The sequence below is a fragment of the Shewanella dokdonensis genome, assembly GCF_018394335.1.
Classification (GTDB): domain Bacteria; phylum Pseudomonadota; class Gammaproteobacteria; order Enterobacterales; family Shewanellaceae; genus Shewanella; species Shewanella dokdonensis.
The window spans coordinates 3572210-3595747 of sequence record NZ_CP074572.1 but is presented as its reverse complement, the minus strand read 5'-3'; the positions used below and the strand labels follow the sequence as shown (position 1 = coordinate 3595747).

At 48.5% G+C, this 23538-nt stretch carries 19 protein-coding genes and 7 pseudogenes; 19 read left to right on the top strand and 7 right to left on the bottom strand.

Going from position 1 to position 23538, the window contains the following annotated elements; translation table 11 throughout:
- The first annotated feature begins 138 nt into the window (after positions 1-138).
- The 8 genes and pseudogenes from KHX94_RS17270 to KHX94_RS17240 all read left to right on the top strand — a co-directional run bounded on the left by KHX94_RS17270 (position 139) and on the right by KHX94_RS17240 (position 6940).
- A complete protein-coding gene (locus KHX94_RS17270; RefSeq protein ID WP_213681547.1) occupies positions 139-825 on the top strand; it encodes a pseudouridine synthase in 687 nt (228 codons plus the stop codon).
- Between the two features lie 140 nt (positions 826-965).
- Complete coding sequence (locus KHX94_RS17265; protein ID WP_213681546.1) at positions 966-1667, top strand: helix-turn-helix transcriptional regulator; 702 nt, start codon at positions 966-968, stop codon at positions 1665-1667.
- A gap of 63 nt (positions 1668-1730) precedes the next feature.
- Positions 1731-1856 (top strand): VOC family protein, encoded by a 126-nt coding sequence (locus tag KHX94_RS21265; RefSeq protein WP_280529589.1) that lies wholly within the window; start codon positions 1731-1733, stop codon positions 1854-1856.
- Complete coding sequence (locus KHX94_RS17260; protein WP_213681545.1) at positions 1850-2107, top strand: VOC family protein; 258 nt, start codon at positions 1850-1852, stop codon at positions 2105-2107. The genes KHX94_RS21265 and KHX94_RS17260 overlap by 7 nt, the downstream gene beginning before the upstream one ends.
- A gap of 487 nt (positions 2108-2594) precedes the next feature.
- Positions 2595-3719 (top strand): tRNA 2-thiouridine(34) synthase MnmA, encoded by a 1125-nt coding sequence (gene mnmA, locus KHX94_RS17255; protein WP_280529666.1) that lies wholly within the window; start codon positions 2595-2597, stop codon positions 3717-3719.
- A gap of 27 nt (positions 3720-3746) precedes the next feature.
- Positions 3747-4339 (top strand): annotated as a pseudogene (hflD, locus tag KHX94_RS17250) (high frequency lysogenization protein HflD).
- A 26-nt stretch (positions 4340-4365) separates the two neighbouring features.
- Positions 4366-5734: pseudogene (gene purB, locus KHX94_RS17245) on the top strand (adenylosuccinate lyase).
- Positions 5735-5800: 66 nt separating this feature from the next.
- Complete coding sequence (locus KHX94_RS17240; protein ID WP_213681543.1) at positions 5801-6940, top strand: ribosomal protein uL16 3-hydroxylase; 1140 nt, start codon at positions 5801-5803, stop codon at positions 6938-6940.
- 70 nt (positions 6941-7010) lie between these two features.
- On the opposite strand, the gene KHX94_RS17235 is transcribed toward KHX94_RS17240, so the two are convergent.
- Positions 7011-7616 carry a peroxiredoxin C gene (locus tag KHX94_RS17235; RefSeq protein WP_213681542.1) on the bottom strand — a complete coding sequence of 202 codons (606 nt, stop codon included), beginning with the start codon at positions 7614-7616 and terminating at the stop codon, positions 7011-7013.
- A gap of 278 nt (positions 7617-7894) precedes the next feature.
- Between KHX94_RS17235 and KHX94_RS17230 the strand changes: the two are divergent.
- Positions 7895-9211 (top strand): annotated as a pseudogene (locus tag KHX94_RS17230) (Na+/H+ antiporter family protein).
- Between the two features lie 51 nt (positions 9212-9262).
- Here the strand turns inward: KHX94_RS17230 and upp are convergent.
- Positions 9263-9889 (bottom strand): uracil phosphoribosyltransferase, encoded by a 627-nt coding sequence (gene upp / locus KHX94_RS17225; protein ID WP_213681541.1) that lies wholly within the window; start codon positions 9887-9889, stop codon positions 9263-9265.
- Between the two features lie 249 nt (positions 9890-10138).
- On the opposite strand from upp, the gene purM reads away from it, so the two are divergent.
- From purM to asnB, 5 genes and pseudogenes are all read left to right on the top strand, one after another.
- Positions 10139-11176: a phosphoribosylformylglycinamidine cyclo-ligase gene (purM, locus tag KHX94_RS17220; protein ID WP_213681540.1), complete on the top strand. Its 1038-nt coding sequence runs from the start codon at positions 10139-10141 to the stop codon at positions 11174-11176.
- A pseudogene (gene purN, locus KHX94_RS17215) lies at positions 11176-11816 on the top strand (phosphoribosylglycinamide formyltransferase). Before purM ends, purN begins: the two are co-directional and overlap by 1 nt.
- 87 nt (positions 11817-11903) lie before the next feature.
- A pseudogene (locus tag KHX94_RS17210) lies at positions 11904-12662 on the top strand (HAD-IIA family hydrolase).
- Between the two features lie 140 nt (positions 12663-12802).
- A complete protein-coding gene (locus tag KHX94_RS17205) occupies positions 12803-14437 on the top strand; it encodes a M28 family metallopeptidase (protein WP_213681539.1) in 1635 nt (544 codons plus the stop codon).
- A 360-nt stretch (positions 14438-14797) separates the two neighbouring features.
- A pseudogene (gene asnB, locus KHX94_RS17200) lies at positions 14798-16454 on the top strand (asparagine synthase B).
- Between the two features lie 49 nt (positions 16455-16503).
- Here asnB and KHX94_RS17195 read toward each other — a convergent pair.
- Genes KHX94_RS17195 through KHX94_RS17185 form a run of 3 tightly spaced genes read right to left on the bottom strand, consistent with a single transcriptional unit; the run spans position 16504 to position 17797 of the window.
- On the bottom strand, positions 16504-16722 hold the full coding sequence (locus tag KHX94_RS17195) for a DUF1289 domain-containing protein (RefSeq protein ID WP_244859218.1): 219 nt from the start codon (positions 16720-16722) through the stop codon (positions 16504-16506).
- 20 nt (positions 16723-16742) lie between these two features.
- Positions 16743-17087, bottom strand: coding sequence for a 5-carboxymethyl-2-hydroxymuconate Delta-isomerase (locus tag KHX94_RS17190; protein ID WP_213681538.1), 345 nt, complete (start codon positions 17085-17087; stop codon positions 16743-16745).
- A gap of 11 nt (positions 17088-17098) precedes the next feature.
- Positions 17099-17797, bottom strand: coding sequence for a DUF445 domain-containing protein (locus KHX94_RS17185; RefSeq protein ID WP_244859465.1), 699 nt, complete (start codon positions 17795-17797; stop codon positions 17099-17101).
- Between the two features lie 236 nt (positions 17798-18033).
- Here KHX94_RS17185 and KHX94_RS17180 point away from each other — a divergent pair.
- From KHX94_RS17180 to KHX94_RS17165, 5 genes and pseudogenes are all read left to right on the top strand, one after another.
- A pseudogene (locus tag KHX94_RS17180) lies at positions 18034-19181 on the top strand (DUF748 domain-containing protein); the annotation flags it as partial.
- A gap of 6 nt (positions 19182-19187) precedes the next feature.
- Positions 19188-21086, top strand: coding sequence for a DUF748 domain-containing protein (locus KHX94_RS17175; RefSeq protein WP_483315922.1), 1899 nt, complete (start codon positions 19188-19190; stop codon positions 21084-21086).
- Between the two features lie 10 nt (positions 21087-21096).
- A complete protein-coding gene (locus tag KHX94_RS17170) occupies positions 21097-21540 on the top strand; it encodes an RDD family protein (RefSeq protein WP_213681534.1) in 444 nt (147 codons plus the stop codon).
- 59 nt (positions 21541-21599) lie between these two features.
- On the top strand, positions 21600-21731 hold the full coding sequence (locus KHX94_RS21260) for a hypothetical protein (RefSeq protein ID WP_280529588.1): 132 nt from the start codon (positions 21600-21602) through the stop codon (positions 21729-21731).
- Positions 21728-22078, top strand: coding sequence for a hypothetical protein (locus KHX94_RS17165; RefSeq protein WP_213681533.1), 351 nt, complete (start codon positions 21728-21730; stop codon positions 22076-22078). The genes KHX94_RS21260 and KHX94_RS17165 overlap by 4 nt, the downstream gene beginning before the upstream one ends.
- Positions 22079-22271: 193 nt before the next feature.
- Here the strand turns inward: KHX94_RS17165 and KHX94_RS17160 are convergent, their stop codons facing one another.
- Positions 22272-22481: a cold-shock protein gene (locus KHX94_RS17160; RefSeq protein ID WP_212593649.1), complete on the bottom strand. Its 210-nt coding sequence runs from the start codon at positions 22479-22481 to the stop codon at positions 22272-22274.
- Positions 22482-22716: 235 nt separating this feature from the next.
- Positions 22717-23520, bottom strand: a complete 804-nt coding sequence (rlmA, locus tag KHX94_RS17155) for a 23S rRNA (guanine(745)-N(1))-methyltransferase (protein WP_213681532.1) — start codon at positions 23518-23520, stop codon at positions 22717-22719.
- Positions 23521-23538 lie beyond the last annotated feature (18 nt).

Genomic DNA, 23538 nt, shown 5'->3' with positions numbered 1-23538 from the left:
AGATCACATTTTGGCGAACATCATAGAGCATTCTGCCCAAGATTCAAATTCCCACAGAGGGCCACGCCCCTTAGACGAATGTCGCAGATATGTTAGGATCTCTCCCACCTTATCTTTTAGTCATCACCCACTTACGCCATGCACGCCAGAGTCAAACGCCCGCCGCATGACAGCCGTCGAGGCTTCACCACATCCCGCCCCATTTCGGGTAACGCATTGCGCCGCAAGCCGCTGGTAACACCACCAGACACCAAAGTGATAGTGTTCAATAAACCCTTCGATGTGCTGTGCCAATTTACCGATGAAGCGGGCCGCAAGACGCTGAAAGATTTTATTGATGAACCGCAAGTGTACGCAGCGGGACGTTTGGATCGTGACAGCGAAGGTCTGTTACTCCTAACCAACAACGGCAAGTTACAAGCAAAACTGACGGCACCGACTCGCCACACCTATAAAACTTACTGGGTTCAGGTGGAAGGAGAGATCACCGAGGCAGCGCTTGAACAATTACGCTGCGGTGTACGCCTCAAAGATGGCATGACACTGCCAGCACGAGTGCAGCGGATAGACGCCCCCGACATTTGGCCGCGGTTTCCTCCCGTACGTGAACGCAAATCTGTTCCCGACTGTTGGCTGGAGCTGCAGATCCGCGAAGGACGCAACCGACAGGTGCGGCGTATGACCGCCCTGGTAGGTTTTCCTACGCTGCGGTTGATCCGCTACGCCATCGGCACCTGCTCGCTCGATATCAATGGCGAGCGTTTGCCCAATGGTGAATATTGCTCATTAACAGCGGCACAGATTGAGGCGCTATGGAATGCGTAATGTGATGGCCGCGAGATAGCCCAGAGATAAGCCAATATTGACACAATCACTTATGACGGAGTATTGCGTCAAGGCTGCCACTTCCCACGGGAACACGCTAAAATGCCACAACGCCTCCGCCGCAAACAGATGGTTTAACCATGTCGCGAACGCAACGCTTGTTCGATTTACTGCAATTGCTCCGCTGCCATAAATATCCAGTAGCGGCCACAACCCTAGCGGAACAGTTGGGAGTAAGTGTCCGAACCGTCTACCGCGATATTGCCACGTTGCAGTCACAAGGAGCAGAGATTGCAGGTGAAGCTGGGCTCGGTTATCTCTTAAAGCCCAATTTCATGTTGCCACCACTAATGTTCAGTTATGAGGAACTGCAAGCCTTGCGGTTGGGGGCTAACTGGGTTAGCAAACAGGACGATCAACAGATGACACTCGCGGCCCAAAATGCGCTCGCAAAAATCGCGGCCATTTTGCCTGATAGCTTGAAGTTACAGATGGAGCGGGAAACCGTTAGGGTTGGCCCGAGTGCCGAAAAAGCGGCCGTTGCCGTACCGCTATCACAGATCCGCCAGTCAATCCGCCGCGGAGTCGTGGTCGATATCTGTTATATCGATGCGCAGGCACAGCTGACAACCCGGCGCATCTGGCCCGTATTACTGGGATTTATGGAATCTTGCTACATGCTGGTCGCTTGGTGTGAAACCCGTCAGGCATTCCGCCATTTCCGGGTGGATCGACTTAAGCAATACCATGAAACAGACCAGCGTTACCCGCAGAGTCAGCAACAGTTGTTGCGTGCGTGGCAGGCGATACAAGGGATACCGGATAACCCCATCGCCTACTGACAAAAACTGACAGCTACTCAGGATAGGCTCCTTATCGTCATTAACAACAACAGGAGTCATATCATGTCAGTTGCAAGAGCTACCGTGGTGTTTTATGTCGCAGATGTGCCCAAGAGTCAGGCATTTTATACCGCATTGTTCGGGCAGCCCCCGTACACACTTCCAGTGAATTTGCGTTGTACATGCTGAACGAATCCCTATCTTTGGGCATTTGGCAGCAAGCAGCCGTTATTCCACCACTCACAATAACCCAGGGTACGCCAGGGGAACTCTGTCTATATGCTGACGATCAATTGGCGTTTCAGGCACAGTATCAGCACTGTTTGGCGCTGGCAGTACCGCTGCTCCAACCACCGACAGCTATGGACTTTGCTACTGCATTTACTATCGCCGATCCTGATGGTTATCGCATTCGTTACGCTGTCACCGCTGCGAAATGAGTCGTTACTGGTTGTCACAGCAGCAGATCACATCTGTTTAAGGAGCCAGAGGGGCATTTTGCCATGGCAAAAATGCCCCACTCCAGCGCCTGACAGATAGCAATTACATCGTTTATTACTCGCCCAACTGGCGTTTGCCAGCAACGGAAAAGTGCTAGGCGACAGCTATTCTCAGCTCATCATCCCCCCCGCCTATCGAGTCGATACGGGCAATAACAAGCGGTAGCAAACACTGCCGCTATCAGGCTGGGCGCTACCGGCCCAAAATCAGACAGCAATCATCACCAATAAATGCCAACCTGTTTGGCAATGAACCATTTCAGGCATTAGCAGCTAACGCCAAGCCGTGCTAGAATACGCGACCAATTATCCGGGTTAACTTTTCTCTGATTGTCGCCAAACCCTTGCGCGGCAAGTGGCTTTTCATTGTAGCGTTACTCATATGCAAGCTAACGGGAGAAGCAACCCAGTCTGTGTTTAACGGTGAATCAGCTTTTATGACTTTTATCGACTCTCATCCTTCTACAAAAAAGTTATCGTTGGCATGTCCGGCGGCGTCGACTCCTCGGTATCGGCTTATCTGCTAAAACAGCAGGGATACCAAGTTGAGGGATTGTTTATGAAAAACTGGGAAGAGGACGATGGCACCGAGTATTGCTCAGCCGCAGCCGATCTGCAGGACGCGCAAGCGGTATGTGACAAATTAGGCATCAAGCTGCATACCGTCAATTTTGCCGCAGAATATTGGGACAATGTATTCGAATATTTTCTGGCGGAATACAAGGCTGGTCGCACCCCAAATCCAGATATCATGTGCAATAAAGAGATCAAATTTAAAGCATTCCTAGATTTTGCGGACGACATTCTGGACGCGGATTATATTGCCATGGGCCATTATGTGCGCCGCGGCGAACTCAATGGCAAAACCACCATGCTACGTGGTGCCGATGCCAATAAAGACCAGAGCTATTTCCTCTACACGCTTGGCCATGAGCAGTTGTCCCGCAGTCTGTTCCCGGTAGGCGATATTGAAAAGCCGCGGGTCAGGGAAATTGCCAAAGAATTAGGGCTGGTCACCGCCGATAAGAAAGACAGCACAGGTATCTGTTTTATTGGTGAACGTAAATTCAGTGAATTCCTTAGCCGTTATCTGCCAGCACAACCGGGTAATATTGAAACCGTAGCAGGTGAAGTGATCGGTACGCATCAAGGCTTGATGTATCATACCCTGGGTCAACGCAAGGGGCTGGGTATTGGTGGCACCAAAGAAGGTAGCGAAGAACCTTGGTACACAGTCGACAAAGACCTCAAACGCAATGTGCTGGTAGTCGCTCAAGGGCATAATCACCCACGCTTGATGTCACAAGGTTTGATCGCCCACCAATTGCATTGGGTTGATCATCAAGGCCCGGCTGATGGCCAACGCTTAACCGTTAAAACCCGTTATCGTCAATCTGACGTTGCCTGTCAGGTTCACTATAATGGCGATGATGAGATCAAAGTGAGCTTTGACAACCCGGTCGCAGCTGTCACACCAGGGCAGTCCGCGGTATTCTATGATGGTGATATCTGCCTTGGCGGCGGCATCATAGACAGTTTGATAAGAGAGTGATCAGTGAACACACTGCATGACAGAACCATGGCACTGGCGGCAACACTGCAAGCCGTGGCTCAGGTTCAGTACATTGCCCGTCACGGTGAAACCGATGATGAGCAACTGGCTGCGGCGCTAAATACCATTTTGGTGACAGACCCAGACAGCATCGATGATATTTATCCCGACAAAAAAGTGTTGGCTAACGGTTACCGCTGGGTGATCAACCAGCTTGGCGACAATCATCAGAAAGACGTGGAAATCACCCGTTATCTGGTGGGACTGCTGGCATTGGAGCGTAAGCTCAGCCGTAACAATGCCGCCTTGGCAATGATGTCTGAGCGCATCCAACAAGTTCGTCGCCAGTTACAGCATTTTGCTGTCACCGATGAACAAGTGATTGCCAATCTTGCCGATATCTACAGCGATATCATCAGTAATCTGGGGCCAAAAATTCAGATTTCCGGCAATCCCAATATCCTGCAACAAAAACAGGTACAGAATAAAATACGCGCACTGCTGTTAGCAGCGATGCGCAGTGCCGTGCTTTGGCGTCAACTAGGGGGAAACGCCGCCAACTGGTGTTCTCCCGCAAAGCTATCGTCGATACGGCCAATAACAGCCTCTCCCTATATTAAAAGCCAAGTTCATCAAGGAGCTTACAATGGATCTTTCCGCACTGACTGCTATCTCCCCGGTTGACGGGCGCTATGGCAATAAAACCACCGAACTCCGGGGATATTCAGCGAGTACGGTCTCAGCAAATATCGTGTTCAAGTTGAAATCAACTGGTTAAAACTGTTGTCTAGCTGCCCAGATATTGAAGAAGTGCCCCTTTTAGCGAACAAGCCCTAGCATTACTGGACAACATCCGCGACAACTTCAGCGTAGATGACGCCCAGCGGGTAAAAACCATTGAAGCCACCACCAACCACGATGTAAAAGCAGTTGAATACTTCATCAAAGAAAAAATTGCCGACAATGCTGAACTGAAAGCCGTCAGTGAATTTGTACACTTTGCTTGCACTTCAGAAGACATCAACAATCTGTCTCATGGTCTGATGCTGACAGAAGCGCGTGCGAATGTTTTACTGCCCTACTGTCGCAAAATTGTCGATGCAGTAAAAGCCTTAGCCAAAGCCTACAAAACCGTACCGCTGATGTCTCGCACCCACGGGCAACCCGCCTCGCCTTCCACTTTGGGTAAAGAGATGGCGAATGTGGCGGTGCGCCTCGAACGACAAATAAAACAGATTGAAGCAGTTGAAATCATGGGCAAAATCAACGGCGCAGTCGGTAACTATAACGCGCATTTGTCAGCCTATCCTGAAGTCGACTGGCACACTATGTCACAGCGCTTTGTTACCAGTCTCGGCTTGAACTGGAATCCCTATACTACCCAGATTGAGCCACATGACTACATCGCCGAACTGTTCGATGCCGTGGCCCGTTTCAATACCGTGTTGATCGACTTTGACCGAGATATCTGGGGTTATGTAGCCCTGGGCCATTTCAAGCAGAGAACCATTGCCGGGGAGATTGGTTCCTCCACCATGCCACACAAAGTCAATCCCATCGATTTTGAAAATTCGGAAGGTAATCTAGGGATTGCCAATGCGTTGATGCAGCATCTAGCAGCAAAATTGCCGGTATCTCGCTGGCAACGCGATCTGACAGATTCCACTGTGCTACGTAATCTTGGCGTTGGTTTTGCGCACTCGCTGATCGCCTATCAGGCCACCTTGAAAGGCATCAGCAAACTGGAAGTCAATGAAGCGCATCTGCGTGATGAACTGGATCATAACTGGGAAGTGCTAGCTGAGCCAGTACAGACAGTAATGCGTCGTTACGGCATTGAAAAACCATATGAAAAACTCAAAGAGCTGACACGCGGTAAGCGCATAGACGCAGCGCAGATAGCGGCGTTTATTGACAACCTGGCATTGCCAGAGGAAGTCAAAGCGGAACTGAAAAAACTAACGCCTGCCACCTATATCGGTCGTGCCGAAGCCTTTGTTGATGACCTGAAATAACTGGTCGCAGAATTGTAACAGGCGGTGCCATCAGGTACCGCCTTTTTTAAACCACACGAGTGAATTATGTATCAGCTCACCATTGATAAAGAAAAATTCCTGAAAGAGATCTGGCAGAAAAAGCCGGTGATTTTCCGCCAGGCATTTAAAGATTTTACGGACCCCATTGCCGCTGATGAACTTGCTGGCTTGGCCTGTGAAGAAGAAGTTGCCTCCCGTGTGGTTGTTACCCAGGCGCAAGGTAACAACTGGCAGGTGATCAATGGCCCATTTGAAGATTACGATCAATATGGCGAAGAAAACTGGCAACTGCTGGTACAAGCCATCAATCACTGGTATCCAGACTCACAGCCGTTAGTTGAAGCTTTTCGCTTTCTGCCGGACTGGCGCTTTGACGACCTGATGGCATCCTTTGCCACCCCAGGCGGTGGCGTTGGCCCCCACATAGATCAATATGATGTGTTTATTATTCAAGGTGAAGGCCGTCGCCGCTGGACCGTAGGTGATATTGGCCAGTATCAACAACGGGGTGGTGTGACAACTTCTCCGCTGATTGAAAACTTCGAGCCGATTATTGACGATATCCTTGAAGCTGGCGACATGCTCTACATTCCACCAGGATTTCCCCATCAAGGCTTTACCTTGACGCTAGCAATGTCCTACTCCATTGGCTTCCGTGCACCCAGCCAGCAAGAATTGCTGTCGTCGATGGCCGATTACCTGATTGACAGCAATCAAGGTCAGCAACGTTTTACTTCCACATCTGAACCCACACAGCCCGGCTTGGTTCCCGCCGCACAACAACAAGGGCTGATGGATTTGCTGGTTTCATTGGCAAAACAACCCGCAGCTTATCAGGCAATGTTAGGCAAACTGCTGAGTCAGAATCGTTTTGAGCTGGATATCTGTGAAGCCGAGCGTCTTGATGCCGCGGAACTACAACAAGCGTTACAGGATGGTGCGGTGCTCAGCCGGATTGGTGGTCTGAAAGTGCTGCTGTTAGAAAACGATAGCGAAAACCGGCTGTTTATTAATGGCGACAGTTTTGAATTTGCCGCAACCGACCGCGATTATGCCGAAATGCTAGCAAACCAAACCAGTGTTGCCAGTGAGCAAGCCCTGCTGATGCTGCAACGCGAAAGCATCCAGCCACTGCTACTAAAATTGATTGAGCTGGGTTACTATTATTTGGCAGACGCCGAGTAAATCAGAATTTAATCAATCTGTTACCAATAAAAAAGCTGCCATACGGCAGCTTTTTTTAGCTCAATAACGATTACAGCTTATCGGCATTTTCGGCCAGATATGCGGCAACACCATCTGGGCTGTCTTTCATACCTTTTTCGCCTTTCTGCCAACCGGCTGGGCAAACTTCACCGTATTCTTCGTGGAATTGCAGCGCATCAATCATACGCAACATTTCGTCTACGTTACGGCCCAGAGGCAGATCATTTACCACCTGATGACGCACAATACCATCTTTATCAATCAGGAATGAACCACGGAAAGCCACACCTGCTTCTGGATGTTCTACATCGTAAGCTTTGCAGATGTCATGACGAACGTCGGCAACCAGAGTGTATTTCACTGGGCCAATACCGCCTTGATTAACCGGAGTGTTACGCCAAGCGTTGTGAGTAAACTGAGAGTCGATGGATACGCCGATGACTTCAACGCCACGTTTCTTGAACTCTTCCAGACGGTGATCAAAAGCAATCAATTCGGAAGGACATACAAAAGTGAAGTCCATTGGGTAGAAAAACACTACTGCGGGTTTTCCTTTGATTGCGGCAGTCAGGTTGAAGCTATCAACAATTTCACCGGTTCCGAGTACTGCGGCAGCAGTAAAATCAGGGGCCGGACGGCTAACTAATACGCCCATTATATTTCCTCCATCTATGGATTGAGTAGTGACTTGCAAATCCTGCTTAACTAACAGGCATTATAAAACCTGCGGGTTAACTCACAACCTATTTATGATCGATATCACCTTTTTCAAGGGGCAGCACGTCAACTTGCCTAAATATCACCCATTTTAGCTTAGTGATTGTCACCGCAACTGCCGTAGTTCAAGATTTTTAAGCATTTTATGATCAGAAGCTTTACAGCACCGTAGCAGTTACTGAGAATATCCTTTTAACAAAAACGATAAATTCGCTTATGAACGCTGTTGTTATTGCCGTGTGCCTGATGCTGCTATTGAGCATCTTGCGGGTCAATGTTGTGATTGCACTGACCATCAGTGCGTTGGTTGCCGGGTTGTTGGGGGGTAGGACTGAATGCAACCATTGCGGCGTTTAATACCGGCCTCGGTGGTGGTGCCCAGATCGCCTTGAGCTACGCCTTATTAGGCGCTTTTGCTGTTGCCTTATCCCATTCAGGACTCACCAGTCTGATTTCTGGTTCAGTCATTAAATTGCTCGGTCAGGAACAAAACAACCGCAATGAACGCTTGGTGAAAGCAACGCTACTGGTTACGCTGCTGGCAATGTCAATCAGTTCGCAGAACCTGCTGCCGATCCACATTGCATTTATCCCGATTTTAATCCCACCCTTATTACAGTTGATGACTCGTCTGCAACTGGATCGTCGCTTGGTAGCCTGTGTACTGACATTTGGCCTCGTCACCACCTATATGGTGTTACCCATCGGCTTTGGCGGCATCTTTCTCAACGATATTTTGCTGGCAAACCTCAACCATAATGGTCTGGCTGTCAGCGCTGGTGATATTCCCAGCGCCATGTTAATCCCTGGAGCCGGCATGTTGCTGGGCTTGCTCGTAGCGGTATTCATCTCTTATCGAAAACCACGGCATTACCACATGCCAGAACCCGCTGCTGGCATACAAACCGTAGCGCCATGCAAGCGCAATATCGGGATCGCCATCGTCGCAGTGCTGACCACGCTAGTGGTACAACTGACAACCGAGTCAATGATCTTCGGGGCATTGGCCGGCTTTATGATCTTCAGTGTTACTGGCGTACTAAAACGCAGTGACAATGAGGATATTTTTAACCGTGGCGTACGCATGATGGCCAATATCGGCTTTATTATGATTGCCGCCTCGGGTTTTGCGGCCGTCGTCAATCAGACCGGTGAGGTAGCCACATTGGTCAACACCATTGGCGACTTGATCGGCAATAACAAATCACTGGCAGCATTCCTGATGCTATTGGTGGGATTGCTGATCACTATGGGGATTGGCTCCTCTTTTCCACCATCCCAATTATTGCCACCATCTATGTGCCACTGGCACTGCACTTTGGATTTTCTGCACCCGCGGTGATTGCGTTAGTGGGCACGGCGGCGGCACTCGGGGATGCGGGCTCCCCAGCCTCTGACTCAACATTAGGGCCAACCTCCGGGCTCAATGCTGACGGGCAACATGATCATATCCGTGATAGCGTCATTCCAACCTTTATTCACTACAACATCCCGTTGCTGATATTTGGCTGGATTGCGGCCATGGTGCTGTAACCGAGCGTAAAAAGCCCGCACAAATGCGGGCTTCTTCATTACTTATCAAACTTATTTGGTACCGAAGATTTTGTCACCGGCATCCCCGAGACCCGGCAGAATATAACCGTTTTCATTGAGACAACGATCGATTGACGCACAGTAAAGCTCTACATCAGGATGGGCTTTTTCCAATGCTTTCAAACCTTCTGGCGCCGCCACCAGCACCAAGGCTTTGATAGAGGTACAGCCCCGTTGTTTCAGCAAATCGATAGTTGCAATCATTGAACCACCGGTTGCCAACATGGGGTCGACCACTAATGCCAAGCGTTCATTCAGATCGCTGGCGAGTTTTTCAAAGTAAGGTACTGGTTCCAGTGTCTTTTCATCGCGATACATGCCGACAACGGAAATTCGGGCACTGGGAATATTTTCCAGAACCCCGTCCATCATTCCGAGACCAGCGCGCAAAATGGGCACTACAGTTACTTTTTTGCCTTTGATCTGTTCCACTTCGACCGGACCATTCCAACCCTGAATAGTGACAGTTTCGGTTTCAAAATCGGCTGTTGCTTCGTAGGTTAATAAACTGCCCACCTCTGAGGCCAGCTCACGAAAACGCTTGGTGCTGATGTCGCCTTCGCGCATCAGACCAATTTTGTGACGGACCAGTGGGTGTTTAACCTCGACAACTTTCATTGTGTTTCTCCTGAGTTTTTTGCGGGCAGGTAGCCAGTCAGGGCAGGTATTGCAGGGCCTGCACGAGCCAGGCAAATCCTTGGGATTTTAGTAGATTTACCTGAAGGGGAAAACATAAAGTTTCTGTTTTACGCCGATTCGTGAACAGTATCAGCCCATTCCTGCGCCATCTTTGGCTTTCGACCCTAAGACCAAACTGTTAGAATATTGCCGCATTAAAACCCATAACCACGTACCCGAGAGGATCAAGTGAGTAATCCTACCCCACTGAGTTATAAAGATGCCGGTGTTGATATCGATGCAGGCAACGCTCTGGTCAATAACATTAAATCTGTCGTTAAACGCACGCGGCGCCCAGAAGTGATGGGCAACCTCGGCGGTTTCGGTGCCTTGTGTGAACTGCCTTCAAAATACAAACATCCGGTGCTGGTATCAGGCACTGATGGTGTCGGCACCAAATTGCGTCTGGCCATTGATTACAAAAAACACGATAGCGTTGGTATTGATCTGGTGGCTATGTGTGTCAACGACCTGATTGTACAAGGGGCTGAGCCACTGTTTTTCCTCGATTATTATGCGACAGGTAAGCTGGACGTCACCGCGGCCACTGCGGTCGTCAGCGGCATTGGCGAAGGCTGTTTTCAGTCAGGTTGCGCATTGATTGGTGGTGAAACTGCGGAAATGCCCGGGATGTACGAAGGTGCAGATTACGACTTGGCCGGTTTTTGTGTTGGCGTAGTGGAAAAAGAAGCCATCATCGATGGCAGCCTGGTCAAACCTGGCGATGCACTGATCGCACTTGGCTCAAGTGGCCCACATTCAAATGGTTATTCGCTGATCCGCAAAGTGCTGCAAGTCAGCCAAGCAGATCCGGCACAGCTGCTGCAAGGTAAACCTCTTATTGACCATTTGCTGGAACCGACCAAAATTTATGTCAAATCCTGCTTGAAGTTACTGGAACAGCATACGGTACACGCGATGGCACATATTACTGGCGGTGGTTTCTGGGAAAATATTCCGCGCGTATTACCCGCTGACTGCAAGGCCGTCATCAAAGGCGCTTCTTGGCAATGGCCAACGATTTTCCATTGGTTGCAGGATAATGGCAATATCGACACGCACGAAATGTACCGCACCTTTAACTGTGGTGTTGGCATGGTGATAGCGTTACCCGCAGCTCAACTCGACTCAGCATTAGCCTTGCTCAACGCCAATGGTGAAAATGCTTGGCATATTGGTGAAATAGCCGCATTAGGTGATGCCAGTGAGCAGGTGGAGATTATTTAATGCCGGTGTGTCGCGTCTTGGTACTGATTTCCGGCAACGGTAGTAATTTGCAGGCCATTATTGATCACGCTTTACCGAAAGCCCCTATCAGGTGGTTGGGGTGATCAGTAACCGAACAGATGCCTATGGTTTAGTCAGGGCTCGTGACGCCGGGATCGACACTCACTGCATAGTGGCTAGTCCTGGAGAATCCCGTGCAGACTATGATGTACGACTGCATGCAGCGATTGAACAGTGCCAGCCAGATCTGTTGGTGCTCGCTGGTTTTATGCGCATTCTTAGCGATGAACTGGTCACCGCCTTTCAAGGCCGGATGATTAACGTGCATCCTTCACTACTGCCTAAATATACCGGCCTGCACACGCATCAGCGCGCCATCGATGCGGGAGAGCAAGAACACGGCGCCAGCATACATTTTGTCACGCCAACGCTGGATGCCGGCCCGGTTATCCTGCAAGCCAAAGTGCCCGTATTTGAGGATGATACCGCCGAGTTACTGGCCGAGCGAGTGCATGAACAGGAACATGCCATCTACCCGCTGGTCATCAAATGGTTTGCCGAAGGACGACTCAAGATGACTGACGGCAAAGCCTGGCTGGATGATCAGCCACTAGATGCTGGTGGTTATGCCGCCGATTGAACATTGACAGGGAACCTTCGGGTTCCCTGTTTTTCTATAACTTGCTAAGTTAGCAGAACTAGCCGTAACACTTCGCATAGGAAGGCAATGAAAAACATTATCTGTGATATCGATGGCGTACTGATGCACGACAACAAGCTGGTGCCCGGTAGCGACAAATTTATTGCCAAAATACTGCAACAAGGAAATCCCTTGGTTGTGCTCACCAATAATCCTGCACAAACTGGTAAAGATCTGCAAAACCGCCTAGCGGCTGCCGGGATCCCGGAAATTCCCGAGCAATGTTTTTATACCTCTGCCATGGCGACCGCCAATTTTCTTAAACATCAGAATGGCGAAAACAATGCCAAAGCCTATGTGATTGGGGGAAGGCGCGTTAATTCATGAGCTCTACAATGCCGGCTTTACTATCACAGATATCAACCCAGATTTTGTGATTGTGGGTGAAACCCGCACTTATCACTGGGATATGATCCGTAAAGCCGCCGCCTTTATTGCCAAAGGCGCCCGTTTCATTGCCACCAACCCCGATACCCACGGCCCCAGCTTCAGCCCGGGTTGTGGTGCCTTATGTGCTCCAATTGAGGTGATTTCTGGTCGTAAACCATTTTATGTAGGCAAACCCAGCCCGCTGATCATTCGCTCGGCGCTGAATCATATGGGGGCACACTCAGAAAATACCGTGATCATCGGTGACAACATGCGCACCGATATACTTGCGGGCTTCAATCCGGCCTTGAGACGATTCTGGTACTGACCGGTGTCACGCGCCGTGAAGATATCGAGCTGGAACCCTTCCGCCCTAATCACGTATTTGACAGCGCTGTCGATATTGATGTGGTGTAAACGCGCAGTTGACTGTTGACACATTATGTAACATTAGGGTTACCGCCTGAGGTTGTCGAAACCAAAGTTTTTCCGCCATCATAGCGACAACATCAGGTGCATTGGGCACTTAATCACTTCAACTATCAACAGGTTCCTTTATGCGTTTATTGGTTCCACTCTGTATGCTGGCACTCGTTGCTGGCTGCACGCACGACAGTGGTGACGCGGCTGTCGGTTTTCATTTTGATGAACAGCGATATCGCAACGACATAAAAACACTGTCTTCTGACGCGTTTGAAGGCCGAGCCCCCACCACCCACGGCGAGCAGATGACACTGGATTATCTGGTGGCGGCTTTTAAATCTATCGGCATGCAGCCAGGCCCCGATGGTAGCTATTTACAAAAAGTCCCCATGGTCAGTTACAGCGCCAGCGAGCAGCAACAGATCACGCTGGCCGGGATGCCGTTGCAATACCGTAAGGACATTATTCTCAACAGCCATCACGATGTTAAACAAGTGGATATTAAAAATGCACCACTGGTTTTTGTGGGCTATGGTATCAACGCCCCGGAATATGGCTGGAATGATTACCAAGGGCTAGACATGCATGGCAAAATTGCACTGATCTTGGTGAACGACCCAGGATTTGCAAACCCTGAATCTGGAAAATTCGACGGTAAAGCCATGACCTACTATGGCCGCTGGACTTATAAGTATGAAGAAGCCAGTCGTCAGGGAGCACTTGGTGCCATTATCATTCATCAAACAGCAGCTGCGTCCTACCCTTGGTCAGTCGTGGAACACAGTTGGACTGGGCCGCAGCAAGACTTGGCCGTTGCGAATGAGCAGTCTCGAATTGCCGTAGAAGGCTGGATGACGTTAGAGAGTGCCAAAGCCGTGTTTGCTAAGGCGGGGCTGACATTAGACACTGAACTCAGCCGCGCAGCACATGAGCCGATGCAGTTACCCTTGGCCCAAACCGCCAGTATAAAATTTACCAACAGTGCCAGTTATGGTGAAAGTTATAACGTTATCGCTAATCTGCCCGGAACGATGAGCGCTGATGAACATATCCTGTTTACCGGACACTGGGATCACTTAGGTAAAGACAACTCACTGGAAGGTGATAAGATTTTCAATGGTGCGATGGATAATGCCTCTGGCGTTGCTGGCATGCTGGCGATTGCCCGGCAGTTTATCGCTGCCGCCAAGGCGGGACACGGCCTTAAACGCTCCGTGACGTTTGTGGTCACCACCGGTGAAGAACAGGGGTTGTTAGGCTCCCGTTATTATGCAGAACACCCCTTGTATCCGCTCAAACATACGATTGGGGTGTTTAATCTCGACAGTACCAACATCTATGGCCGAACCAAGGACTTTACTATCGTTGGGAAAGGCAAGTCGGAGTTGGAACTCTATCTTGCTGCCGCCGTTAACCAGCAACAACGCCAAGTAAAAAGTGAGTTGCACCCAGAATCCGGCGGTTACTTCCGCTCCGATCATTTCAGTTTTGCCAAATATGGTGTTCCAGCAGTGTTTGCCGGCAGTGGCAACGAGCCGATTGACGCAGCCACAGCCAAGTACAAAGCACAGATGCAACAACGCATGAAGAGCTGTTATCACAACACCTGTGATGAATATCAAGCCGATTGGGATCTTTCCGGGGCCTTGCAAGATCTGGCGGTTTATTACCGCGCAGCCACCATGTTAGGGGATAGTAATGCTTATCCAGGTTACTACGAAGGCACAGAATTCCACGCACTACGCCCTGCCACCCACATCAAACTATAATTTTCAGAAAGCGCCTACGGGCGCTTTTTTAAACACGGTAGCCCGTTCTTCCCCACCCGCCGAAATAAACCGGAAGTTGTATATTCATCAGCCAGTTAGTTTATTGCTAAACCATGATATTTTCTTCGCGCTGAGTGTAGTTTCCCCAATCGAATCCACCTCACAGCAAAACTAATTATCATTTATTCATTAATTTTTAATTTATATTGGATAATATTTATTTTTATCAGTTTTAAATCTTATCTATATTTATATTTTTAGCCATTTTGTGGAATTTTTAATAAAAATGAAACTTGGCTTTTAGCGCTAACAATGGCAAAGTGACCCGCAGTAATGGTGGTTTTCTCGGAGTCATATTGTATGTGTTCAATTTTCGCTATTCTTGATATCCAGTCCGATGCTGCGTCGTTGCGCCCGGTCGCCCTGGAGATGTCTAAACTGATGCGCCATCGTGGCCCCGACTGGTCTGGCATTTTTACCTCCGACAATGCCATTTTGGTTCATGAACGGTTGGCAATTGTCGATATCGAACACGGCGCACAGCCACTTTTCAGCCAAGATGGCACTCTGGCGCTGGCCGTTAATGGTGAAATCTATAACCACAAGGAACTGAAAGCCAAACTGGGTGACAAATACACTTATCAGACAAACTCTGACTGTGAAGTGATCCTAGCGCTGTATCAGGAGTACGGCTGTGAGTTTCTCGATATGCTCAACGGTATCTTCGCCTTTGTGTTGTATGACCAGAAATTGAACCGCTACCTCATCGGTCGGGATCATATTGGCATTATTCCGCTGTACACCGGCCGCGATGCTGCTGGCAACTTTTACGTGGCATCGGAAATGAAAGCGCTGATGCCAGTATGCAAAACCGTTGACGTATTTGCCCCTGGGCAATACCTGCTCAGTGGTGGCGAGCCAGTGAAATATTATCAACGGGAATGGCGTGATTACGATGCGGTAAAAGACAATCCCGCTAGCAAAGAGGAACTAAAAGCAGCGCTGGAAGCCGCAGTTAAACGCCAGTTAATGTCTGATGTACCCTACGGTGTACTACTATCTGGCGGTTTAGATTCATCAGTAGTGTCCGCCATCACCCAAACTTATGCAAAACGTCGCATTGAAGACAATGATGAATCAGGCGCCTGGTGGCCCCAGTTCTTTTGCCGTAGGCTTGAAAGGTGCCCCAGATCTGATTGCGGCCCAAAAAGTAGCCGATGCCATTGGCACTATCCATCATGAGATCAACTTTACCTTCCAGGAAGGTCTGGATGCGATTAAAGACGTGATCTACCACCTAGAAACGTACGATGTTACCACCATTCGTGCGGCCACCCCCATGTATCTGATGGCACGAAAAATCAAGGCGATGGGGATCAAAATGGTACTGTCTGGTGAAGGTTCTGATGAATTGTTTGGCGGGTATCTATATTTTCACAAGGCCCCCAATGCACAAGCATTCCACGAAGAATTGATCCGTAAGTTAGATAAACTGCATCTCTATGATTGCCTGCGCGCTAACAAAGCAATGGCGGCCTGGGGACTGGAAGCTCGCGTCCCCTTCCTCGACAAGGAGTTTATGGACGTGGCAATGCGCCTCAATCCAGAAGCCAAAATGTCGAAAAATGGCCGTATTGAGAAACACATTCTGCGTGAAGCCTTTGAAGATATGCTGCCAGCTGAGGTGGCTTGGCGCCAGAAAGAACAGTTCAGTGATGGTGTAGGTTACTCGTGGATTGATGGTTTAAAAGCGCATGCCGCGGTGTTAGTCGATGATAAAGAATTGGCAAATGCTCACTTCCGTTTTCCATACAACACTCCGGAGACGAAAGAAGCCTATTTCTATCGCTGCTTTTTTGAAGAAAGCTTTCCCTTGGAATCCGCCGCTAAAACCGTTCCTGGTGGCAAATCTGTTGCCTGCTCTACTCCCGAAGCATTGGCTTGGGATGCCAGTCTGCAAGGGGTTATCGATCCATCTGGCCGCGCGGTACGTTCGGTACATACGGCAGCCTATTGATAGTTTGCTTGCGCAAAAAGTAAGGCACTCGACTTTGAGTGCCTTTTTGTTATCGATACCGCTTGGGTCTTAGCTGTTGCCGTTTTTGGCAATTGTTAAGGATCTGAGTCTTGCGCACATCACTGGCATCATGCCAAGCGAGGATTTCATCTAAAGTACGTCCGCAACCAAGGCATACATCCTGATGATCAAGACAGCAGTTACGAACACAGGGGGAACTCGGTGATGTCACCACTTTTAGCTTATCGACTACAGTTTCACTATTCACATGCTTCCCTGTCAAGAATACTAATGTTCCTGCTTAAGATAGCTCGGTTGATGCAATTCGGCCACTTCCACTGACACACAACTCACATCTGCGGCCAGCGCGCTCATTGCCTGCCAGACACTTTGTGTCAGTTGCTGCTTCTGCGAGTCACTACGCCCCGGCATAATACTCATGCGGATATGAATAAAGTCATTGGCATCACCTTGTCCGAGCAGATAATCATCGCACGCGTAAGCCCTGGTTTTTACAGCATCAGGGTTAAATAACCCACTGGCGATTGCACCTTTATGAACCTTGCTAACTAGCTCACCGATATCCAGTTGTTGGCGCAATACTGCGGCATATTCAATCACAATGTGTGGCATATTAACTCCTATTAACCCAAAACCAAGGCATTCAACAGGCCAATCAGCCCGCCAAAAACACCGCCCCAAACAACCAGCCAGCCGAGGTGACGACGGATCATTCGCTGCACCATCTCTTTGACCATCATAGGTGTCAGTTCCTGCAATCGTTGCGCGACTATTTGTTGGATTTGCTCACGCATATCGGCCATCACGCCGGGTTTTTCCAGCTCCTGTCGTAGCAACGCATTGAATTCATCACTATCCGCAATCTCTTGTAGTGACAGCTGCATTTTCTCGATAAACGGCTGCTTTAACGGCATTAAGGCCTCTGTACCACCAAACATGGACAACATGCCACCAAAGGACGATTGCGCCACCGTTGATAGCAACGCATCAAACGCCGGGGCAAGATCCAATTTTCCGAGCAATGCCTTGACGTCTAATAAGGGAGCGTCGGTTTTGCGAGACAAGAATTTATCAATGTTGGCCTCGGTAAAAAACTGCTCCATGATCAGATTGGCAATAGCTTGCTTAATCGCCTCAAAACGCGCCGGAATAACGCCCGAACCGTACAAACCTGGGACTTTTTCAAACAACATGTAAACCGCTAACCAATTGGTAATCGCGCCAGACAAGGCAAACACACCTATGTTCCAAACCACATGATTACCACTGATCCAGCCAATAATGACCAATAACACTGCCAGCATATTGGTAGTAACACTCATGTTCCAGATGCCAGTTTCTGTATGTGTCTGCTTCAACGTCAACTCTCCCAAATAACTCATATGGCTAATGTTAACAACAGCGCATGACGGATAAAAGTCCCTGACTGTTGGATTAATGGCACCGTTACCTATTAACTTCGGCAGCCTTTACACACGGTTACATACCACTATTCGGGTAAACGCAGTACAATGATCACGTTAACATTTTTCTGTTTTTACTGTTTCAGGAAACCTCCATGATATTGTCCAGATTCAAAGGAATGGTCGCGGCGTATAAAAAAGCACCGAGGATCTTAAGAATCGCCAGTTGGCTATCAGCCTTTTATCTTGGTTACGCTTTTTTACTCGGGTTGGTCACACCCGCGGTGGTGCGTGCAATTGCCCCCGAAAAGCTAACCCAGCTGTTGGGGCGCCAAGTATCGATACAGGACGTGCAGATCAATCCTTTTTTACTCCGGGTTCGGCTGGACAATTTGGTTATTTCCGGGAAATCCGCGACACCGCTGTTGGCCCTGACACATGCAGAAACTGAGTTTAACCTGTGGCAATCTCTGTTTAGCCGAGCTTGGTGTGTTGATCATCTACAACTTGATGGATTACAAGGCCAGGTTATACGAGCCGCTGATACCAAAGGGAATATCGGCTTTAACTTCGACGATATTGTGGCTCGCTTACAAACACCAGCGGCACCAGCAGCCGCGCAACCGGCAGAGGATTCTCAGCTACCAGACTTCCGTATTAATGCGCTAACCCTGTCAAATAGCAACATGGTATTTGAGGATAACAGCGCCAATACTCACCTCAGTTATCACGATATCAATTTCAGCCTGCATAATTTCGGCACCCGCAATACAGTGAGTAGCAACAACGAAAAAACGCTGTCGAATCAATATCAGTTATCATTTCATGGACAGGACAAAGGTACTTTAGCGGCTGATGGGCAATTGTTACTACAGCCATTACAGATTAACGGTCAGCTGCAACTGCAAAATATCACCCTGCCCCCTTCTGGGGCTATGTGCAACCTATGTTGAAAGCACAGTTGACCGATGGTGCTGTTTCATTAAAAACCCACTATGTTATCGCTCAAACACCGGGGCAACCGCTGTCTTATCGCCTTGATAACACCTTTGTCACCGTTAACAATGTGCAACTTACCGATGGCAGTACCCCCGTCATCAAGCTGCCAAGCCTCCGCGTTGGTGAGATTGCGTTAAGCAGCCAACCACAGCAAGTGAACATTGCAGATGTGACGATTGAGGGGTTATGGCTGCATAGCCGTTTTGATAAAAACGGACTGGCGTTAGTGCCACTATTTGTCCCAACCGCCACCGAGTCACAGCCAGCAGCAGCGAGTGCAGATCAAGCCTCTTCAACACCCCAATGGCTGGTGAAACTTGCAGCCTTTCACCTAAAAGCTGCCGATATAAATGTACATGAACAACAACTTAGCAACGGCGTTGATTGGCGAGTATACCCGCTGACAGTCAACACTGGTGGCATTGACAGCCAATTATCAACACCGCTGAGCTATCAAATAGCGCTGGACGTATCACAGAATCATGCAACAGACAGTGGCGGCAATTTCAGCAGTGAAGGCACTATTGATCTTGCCAGCAAGCAAGTTAGTGGCAAACTGACATTAAGCAAATTGTTGCTGAACCAGTTCCAGCCGTATCTGACTCACTATCTGAATATCGAGCTGCCAAAAGGCCAGATTAGCAGTACGGGGGATTTCAGCGCAGATACTGCGGGACACGCCAGCTATAAAGGGGATATTGCTGTCAGCGATCTGGAGATCAAAGATCTGCAGCAAAAACGGCCGTTACTTAAATGGCAGCAACTGGCGATCGATTCCGTGGACTTTGATGCGGACAAAAAACAACTGTTGCTCGGTAATGTCACTTTAGAAAAACCATACGCCAAAGTGACTATTAATGAAGACCGGACCACCAATATTGGTGAGCTGATGGTCAAGCAAACCGCTAGCGATACCACTGCGGCGGCCACCGCCCAACCGACAGTGGCAAGTGCCACCGCACCAGCCAAGACTCCAGCTGAACAGCCATTGAAAATCACCGTTGCCAGTATCAACTTCAGCAATGGTTCGGCCTATTTTGCCGACAATTCACTAACGCCTAATTTTGCCACCGGCATTGAGCAACTACATGGCAAAATCAGCAGTTTGTCTTCCGTCCCAGGAACCAAGGCCACAGTGGATATTGCCGGTAAGATTGACCGTTATGCGCCTATGTCTCTCAAGGGCGAAATCAATCCGCTATTGCCACAACCCTATTTGGATCTGGATCTATTATTCAAGAGTGTAGAACTCACCACAGTGAACCCTTATTCGGGAACCTACGCTGGCTACTACATCGATAAAGGCCAATTGACGCTGGCACTGAATTATCAACTGCAAGATAACCATCTTAAAGGCAATAACCATGTTGTCATCGACCAGTTGCAACTTGGGAAACCGACTGATTCAAAACTGGCAACAAGCCTACCTGTCACCTTGGCTATCGCATTACTGCAGGACAGACACGGTGTGATTGACCTTGGTTTACCCGTTTCGGGCGATCTAGACAATCCAGACTTCAGTTTTGGTGGCATTATTCTCTCGGCATTAACCAATGTGATAACCAAAGCTGTAACGGCGCCCTTTTCATTCCTCGCGGGCTTACTTGGCAGCGATGAAGAGCTCAATCTGGTAGCATTTGATGCCGGTTCCGCTAAGCTCTCGCCATCCGAGCAGGACAAATTGCAAAAACTTGCCGGAGCGCTCAGTGAACGCCCGAAACTGACATTGAGTATCGAAGCCTCTGTCAATCCACAACAAGACAGCCAAGCGATGGCAGAACATAAATTACAACGGCAACTGTTACAGCAAAGTGGACTTGACAGTTTACCCGCAGATTTCAGCGCCAGCCGTATTCCAGCATCGGGCAAACTCACCGATGCGCTACTAGCACTATATCAAAAGCAATTTAATGCGGATCCCAACGCTGAAAAAGCTAATGCTGAAAAGGTGGCCACTGACGATAAAGGAAACATCGACCAGGCCAAATTGACCACTTTGTGGCATATAGGTTTGTATAACCAGCTGTTAAATGCCGAAGTCATCAGCGATGCCGACCTAGGGAACCTAGCTCAGCGTCGCAGCCAAGCTGTCAAAGCTTTTCTGGTAGATAACGTCGCTGTAGCCCCAGAACGAGTATTTTTGCTGGACAGTAAAACCAAGCTCAATAAGACTGAAGCTCAGGCTCAGTTAAACTTGAGCGCAAACTAAGAATCGATTAATGATGGCAGCAATTACCGAAAACTATCAGTATGTTGGCTTCTGGGAACGCTTTGCAGCTACCATGCTGGATGTATTGCTTATCCTGTTGCTGACGCTGCCATTATCCTTTTGGATATACGGTGACAGACTTTTCTATGACAATTCACTGGTACACGGCCCAGCAGATGTGATCATCAACTATCTGCTCCCGCCAGTGCTAGTATTGGTGTTTTGGCGCTACCGTGCAGCGACTCCGGGGAAAATTCTCATAAAAGCCAAGATAGTTGACGCAAACAGTGGTGGTAAACCCAGCATGCGCCAATGGCTTATCCGATATTTTGCCTATATCCCAGCGACGCTGCCCTTAGGTTTAGGGTTACTGTGGGTTGCATTTGATGCCAGAAAACAGGGATGGCATGACAAACTGGCGGGAACGCTGGTCATAAAGCAAGATAAATCCTGAACTAATAACAGCTTACAAGAGTCATAACGCTATCCTCGTCACCAAGGAATATATTGCTCATGCGCTTACCATTATTGCTGCCCCCATCACATTGCTACTCTTATCTGCCTGGCTCTGGCACGCCAGATCCGGCGCAATTTGCAGCAAAGTCACCGATAGCTTCCAGACAGAAATTAAAAGTGATGGAATGAAACTGTTTACCTACAGTGTTACCGCAGTGACCGCTGATAGACATCGGCAGAAGTCAGCAGAAACACCTGAGCGCCAGCATTCTCGCCCCCAACCTCAGGATGACATGCGTTCACAACGCATGGGGCGTCGAGGTAGCACTGAAAATAAACTGATGACGCAAGAACTGGAAATTGGTCTGCAAAAAACGCTCGAAGCCAACCTATATTGCCGTGATGGTTACTATGAGCTGGAACGTTTGGTACTACAAGACCGAGCCGAGTTACGAGGTGAATGCCATGAAGGTGCCAGTAAGCAAGATATTCAACATTTTGGTTACGGCAAATATACCGAGCAGCAGAAACAATGATTAATACAGTCATTGCACAGCATTAATTGAATTTAGCGACAGATAACTACCGTTATTTTGTAAAAAACAAACAAGTTATCTGAATGAAATGCTTAAATACTCTAGAACAACCGTAATAAAGAGACTTTTTAGATATAAAAAAACGCGGCGCTAATTGCCGCGTTTTTTTCGAATTTCTTTATAAGAAATTAAATTAGCTGATTACAGTTACGTTTTCAGCTTGTGGACCTTTCTGGCCCTGAGTAACGGTGAAAGAAACTTTCTGACCTTCATCCAGAGTTTTGAACCCTTCAGAGTTGATAGCACGGAAGTGTACGAATACGTCTGGACCTGATTCCTGAGCGATGAAGCCGAAACCTTTGTCAGCGTTAAACCATTTAACAACACCAGTTACTTGAGACATAGTCTTAATCCTGTAACAAAAACAATACTAAGCCTTTACGGCGGTGGAGCTGAAAATGCCGGTATTATTTATGCTAACAGGACGAACAAGTCGTTTTGAACACATAAAAATAAGCCCAACTTTCAAGCCTCCATGACTATAAATCATTCCATAAATAAGTCAACTTACTTCGCTGAAGCAGCTTTAAAATCTGCGTATTTAGGCAGATTTTAAATTTCTCAATACGACTTTTTGCTTATTTCTGTCGTTGAAACAGTTCAATGCAGAAATCCAACTCACAACTCACCCCTTGTTGTGCTAAGTGTTGCTTCTGTTCAGTTGAAAATTTCCAGGCATAAGGTGTCATCTGTAAAAAACTGCTGCTGAGTTCTCCTAGTGGGGTTTGCAACTGCCACTGCAACCTTTCCTGGTGTTGCAAGATAAACCCATCCAGTTGTCCAGCACTAAGCGGATGCTCTTTGGGCTCGGCATAGATGAGCTGTTTGAGGGCAAAGTGGTGCATCGGCCCCGCGGTGACACTGATATAGTAACCATCAGGACGACAGACACGTTGTAACTCAGCCGCTGCTACCGGGGCAAAAATCTTTAGCATCAAGTCAAAACTATTGGCGACAAAGGGCATATCAAAAGCACTAGCCACACAAAACTGCAAATCAGGGTAACGTTTGGCGGCGTAACGCACAGCGGTTTTAGAAATATCCATGCCCTGCAATATTCCACCCGTTGCTTGCTGCAAGCGTTGGCTGTAATAACCTTCGCCACAACCAATATCCAGAATATCCGGCATTTGCTGGTGAAGAGAAACAGCTAACGTATTAATTCTGTCGCTCAACGGCTGATACAAACCTGCCTGTAGAAATGTTCTTCTGGCCGCCATCATCTGTTGATTATCACCGGGGCTCAATGAGTGCTTTTTATTGACCGGTAACAAATTCACATAGCCTTCTTTTGCCACATCAAAACAATGGCGCTGCTGACAGCGCCATTGCCGACCATCTAACACTAATGCCTCGCGACATATCGGGCATTCATAATGCATTTAATCTTCTCTTTACTG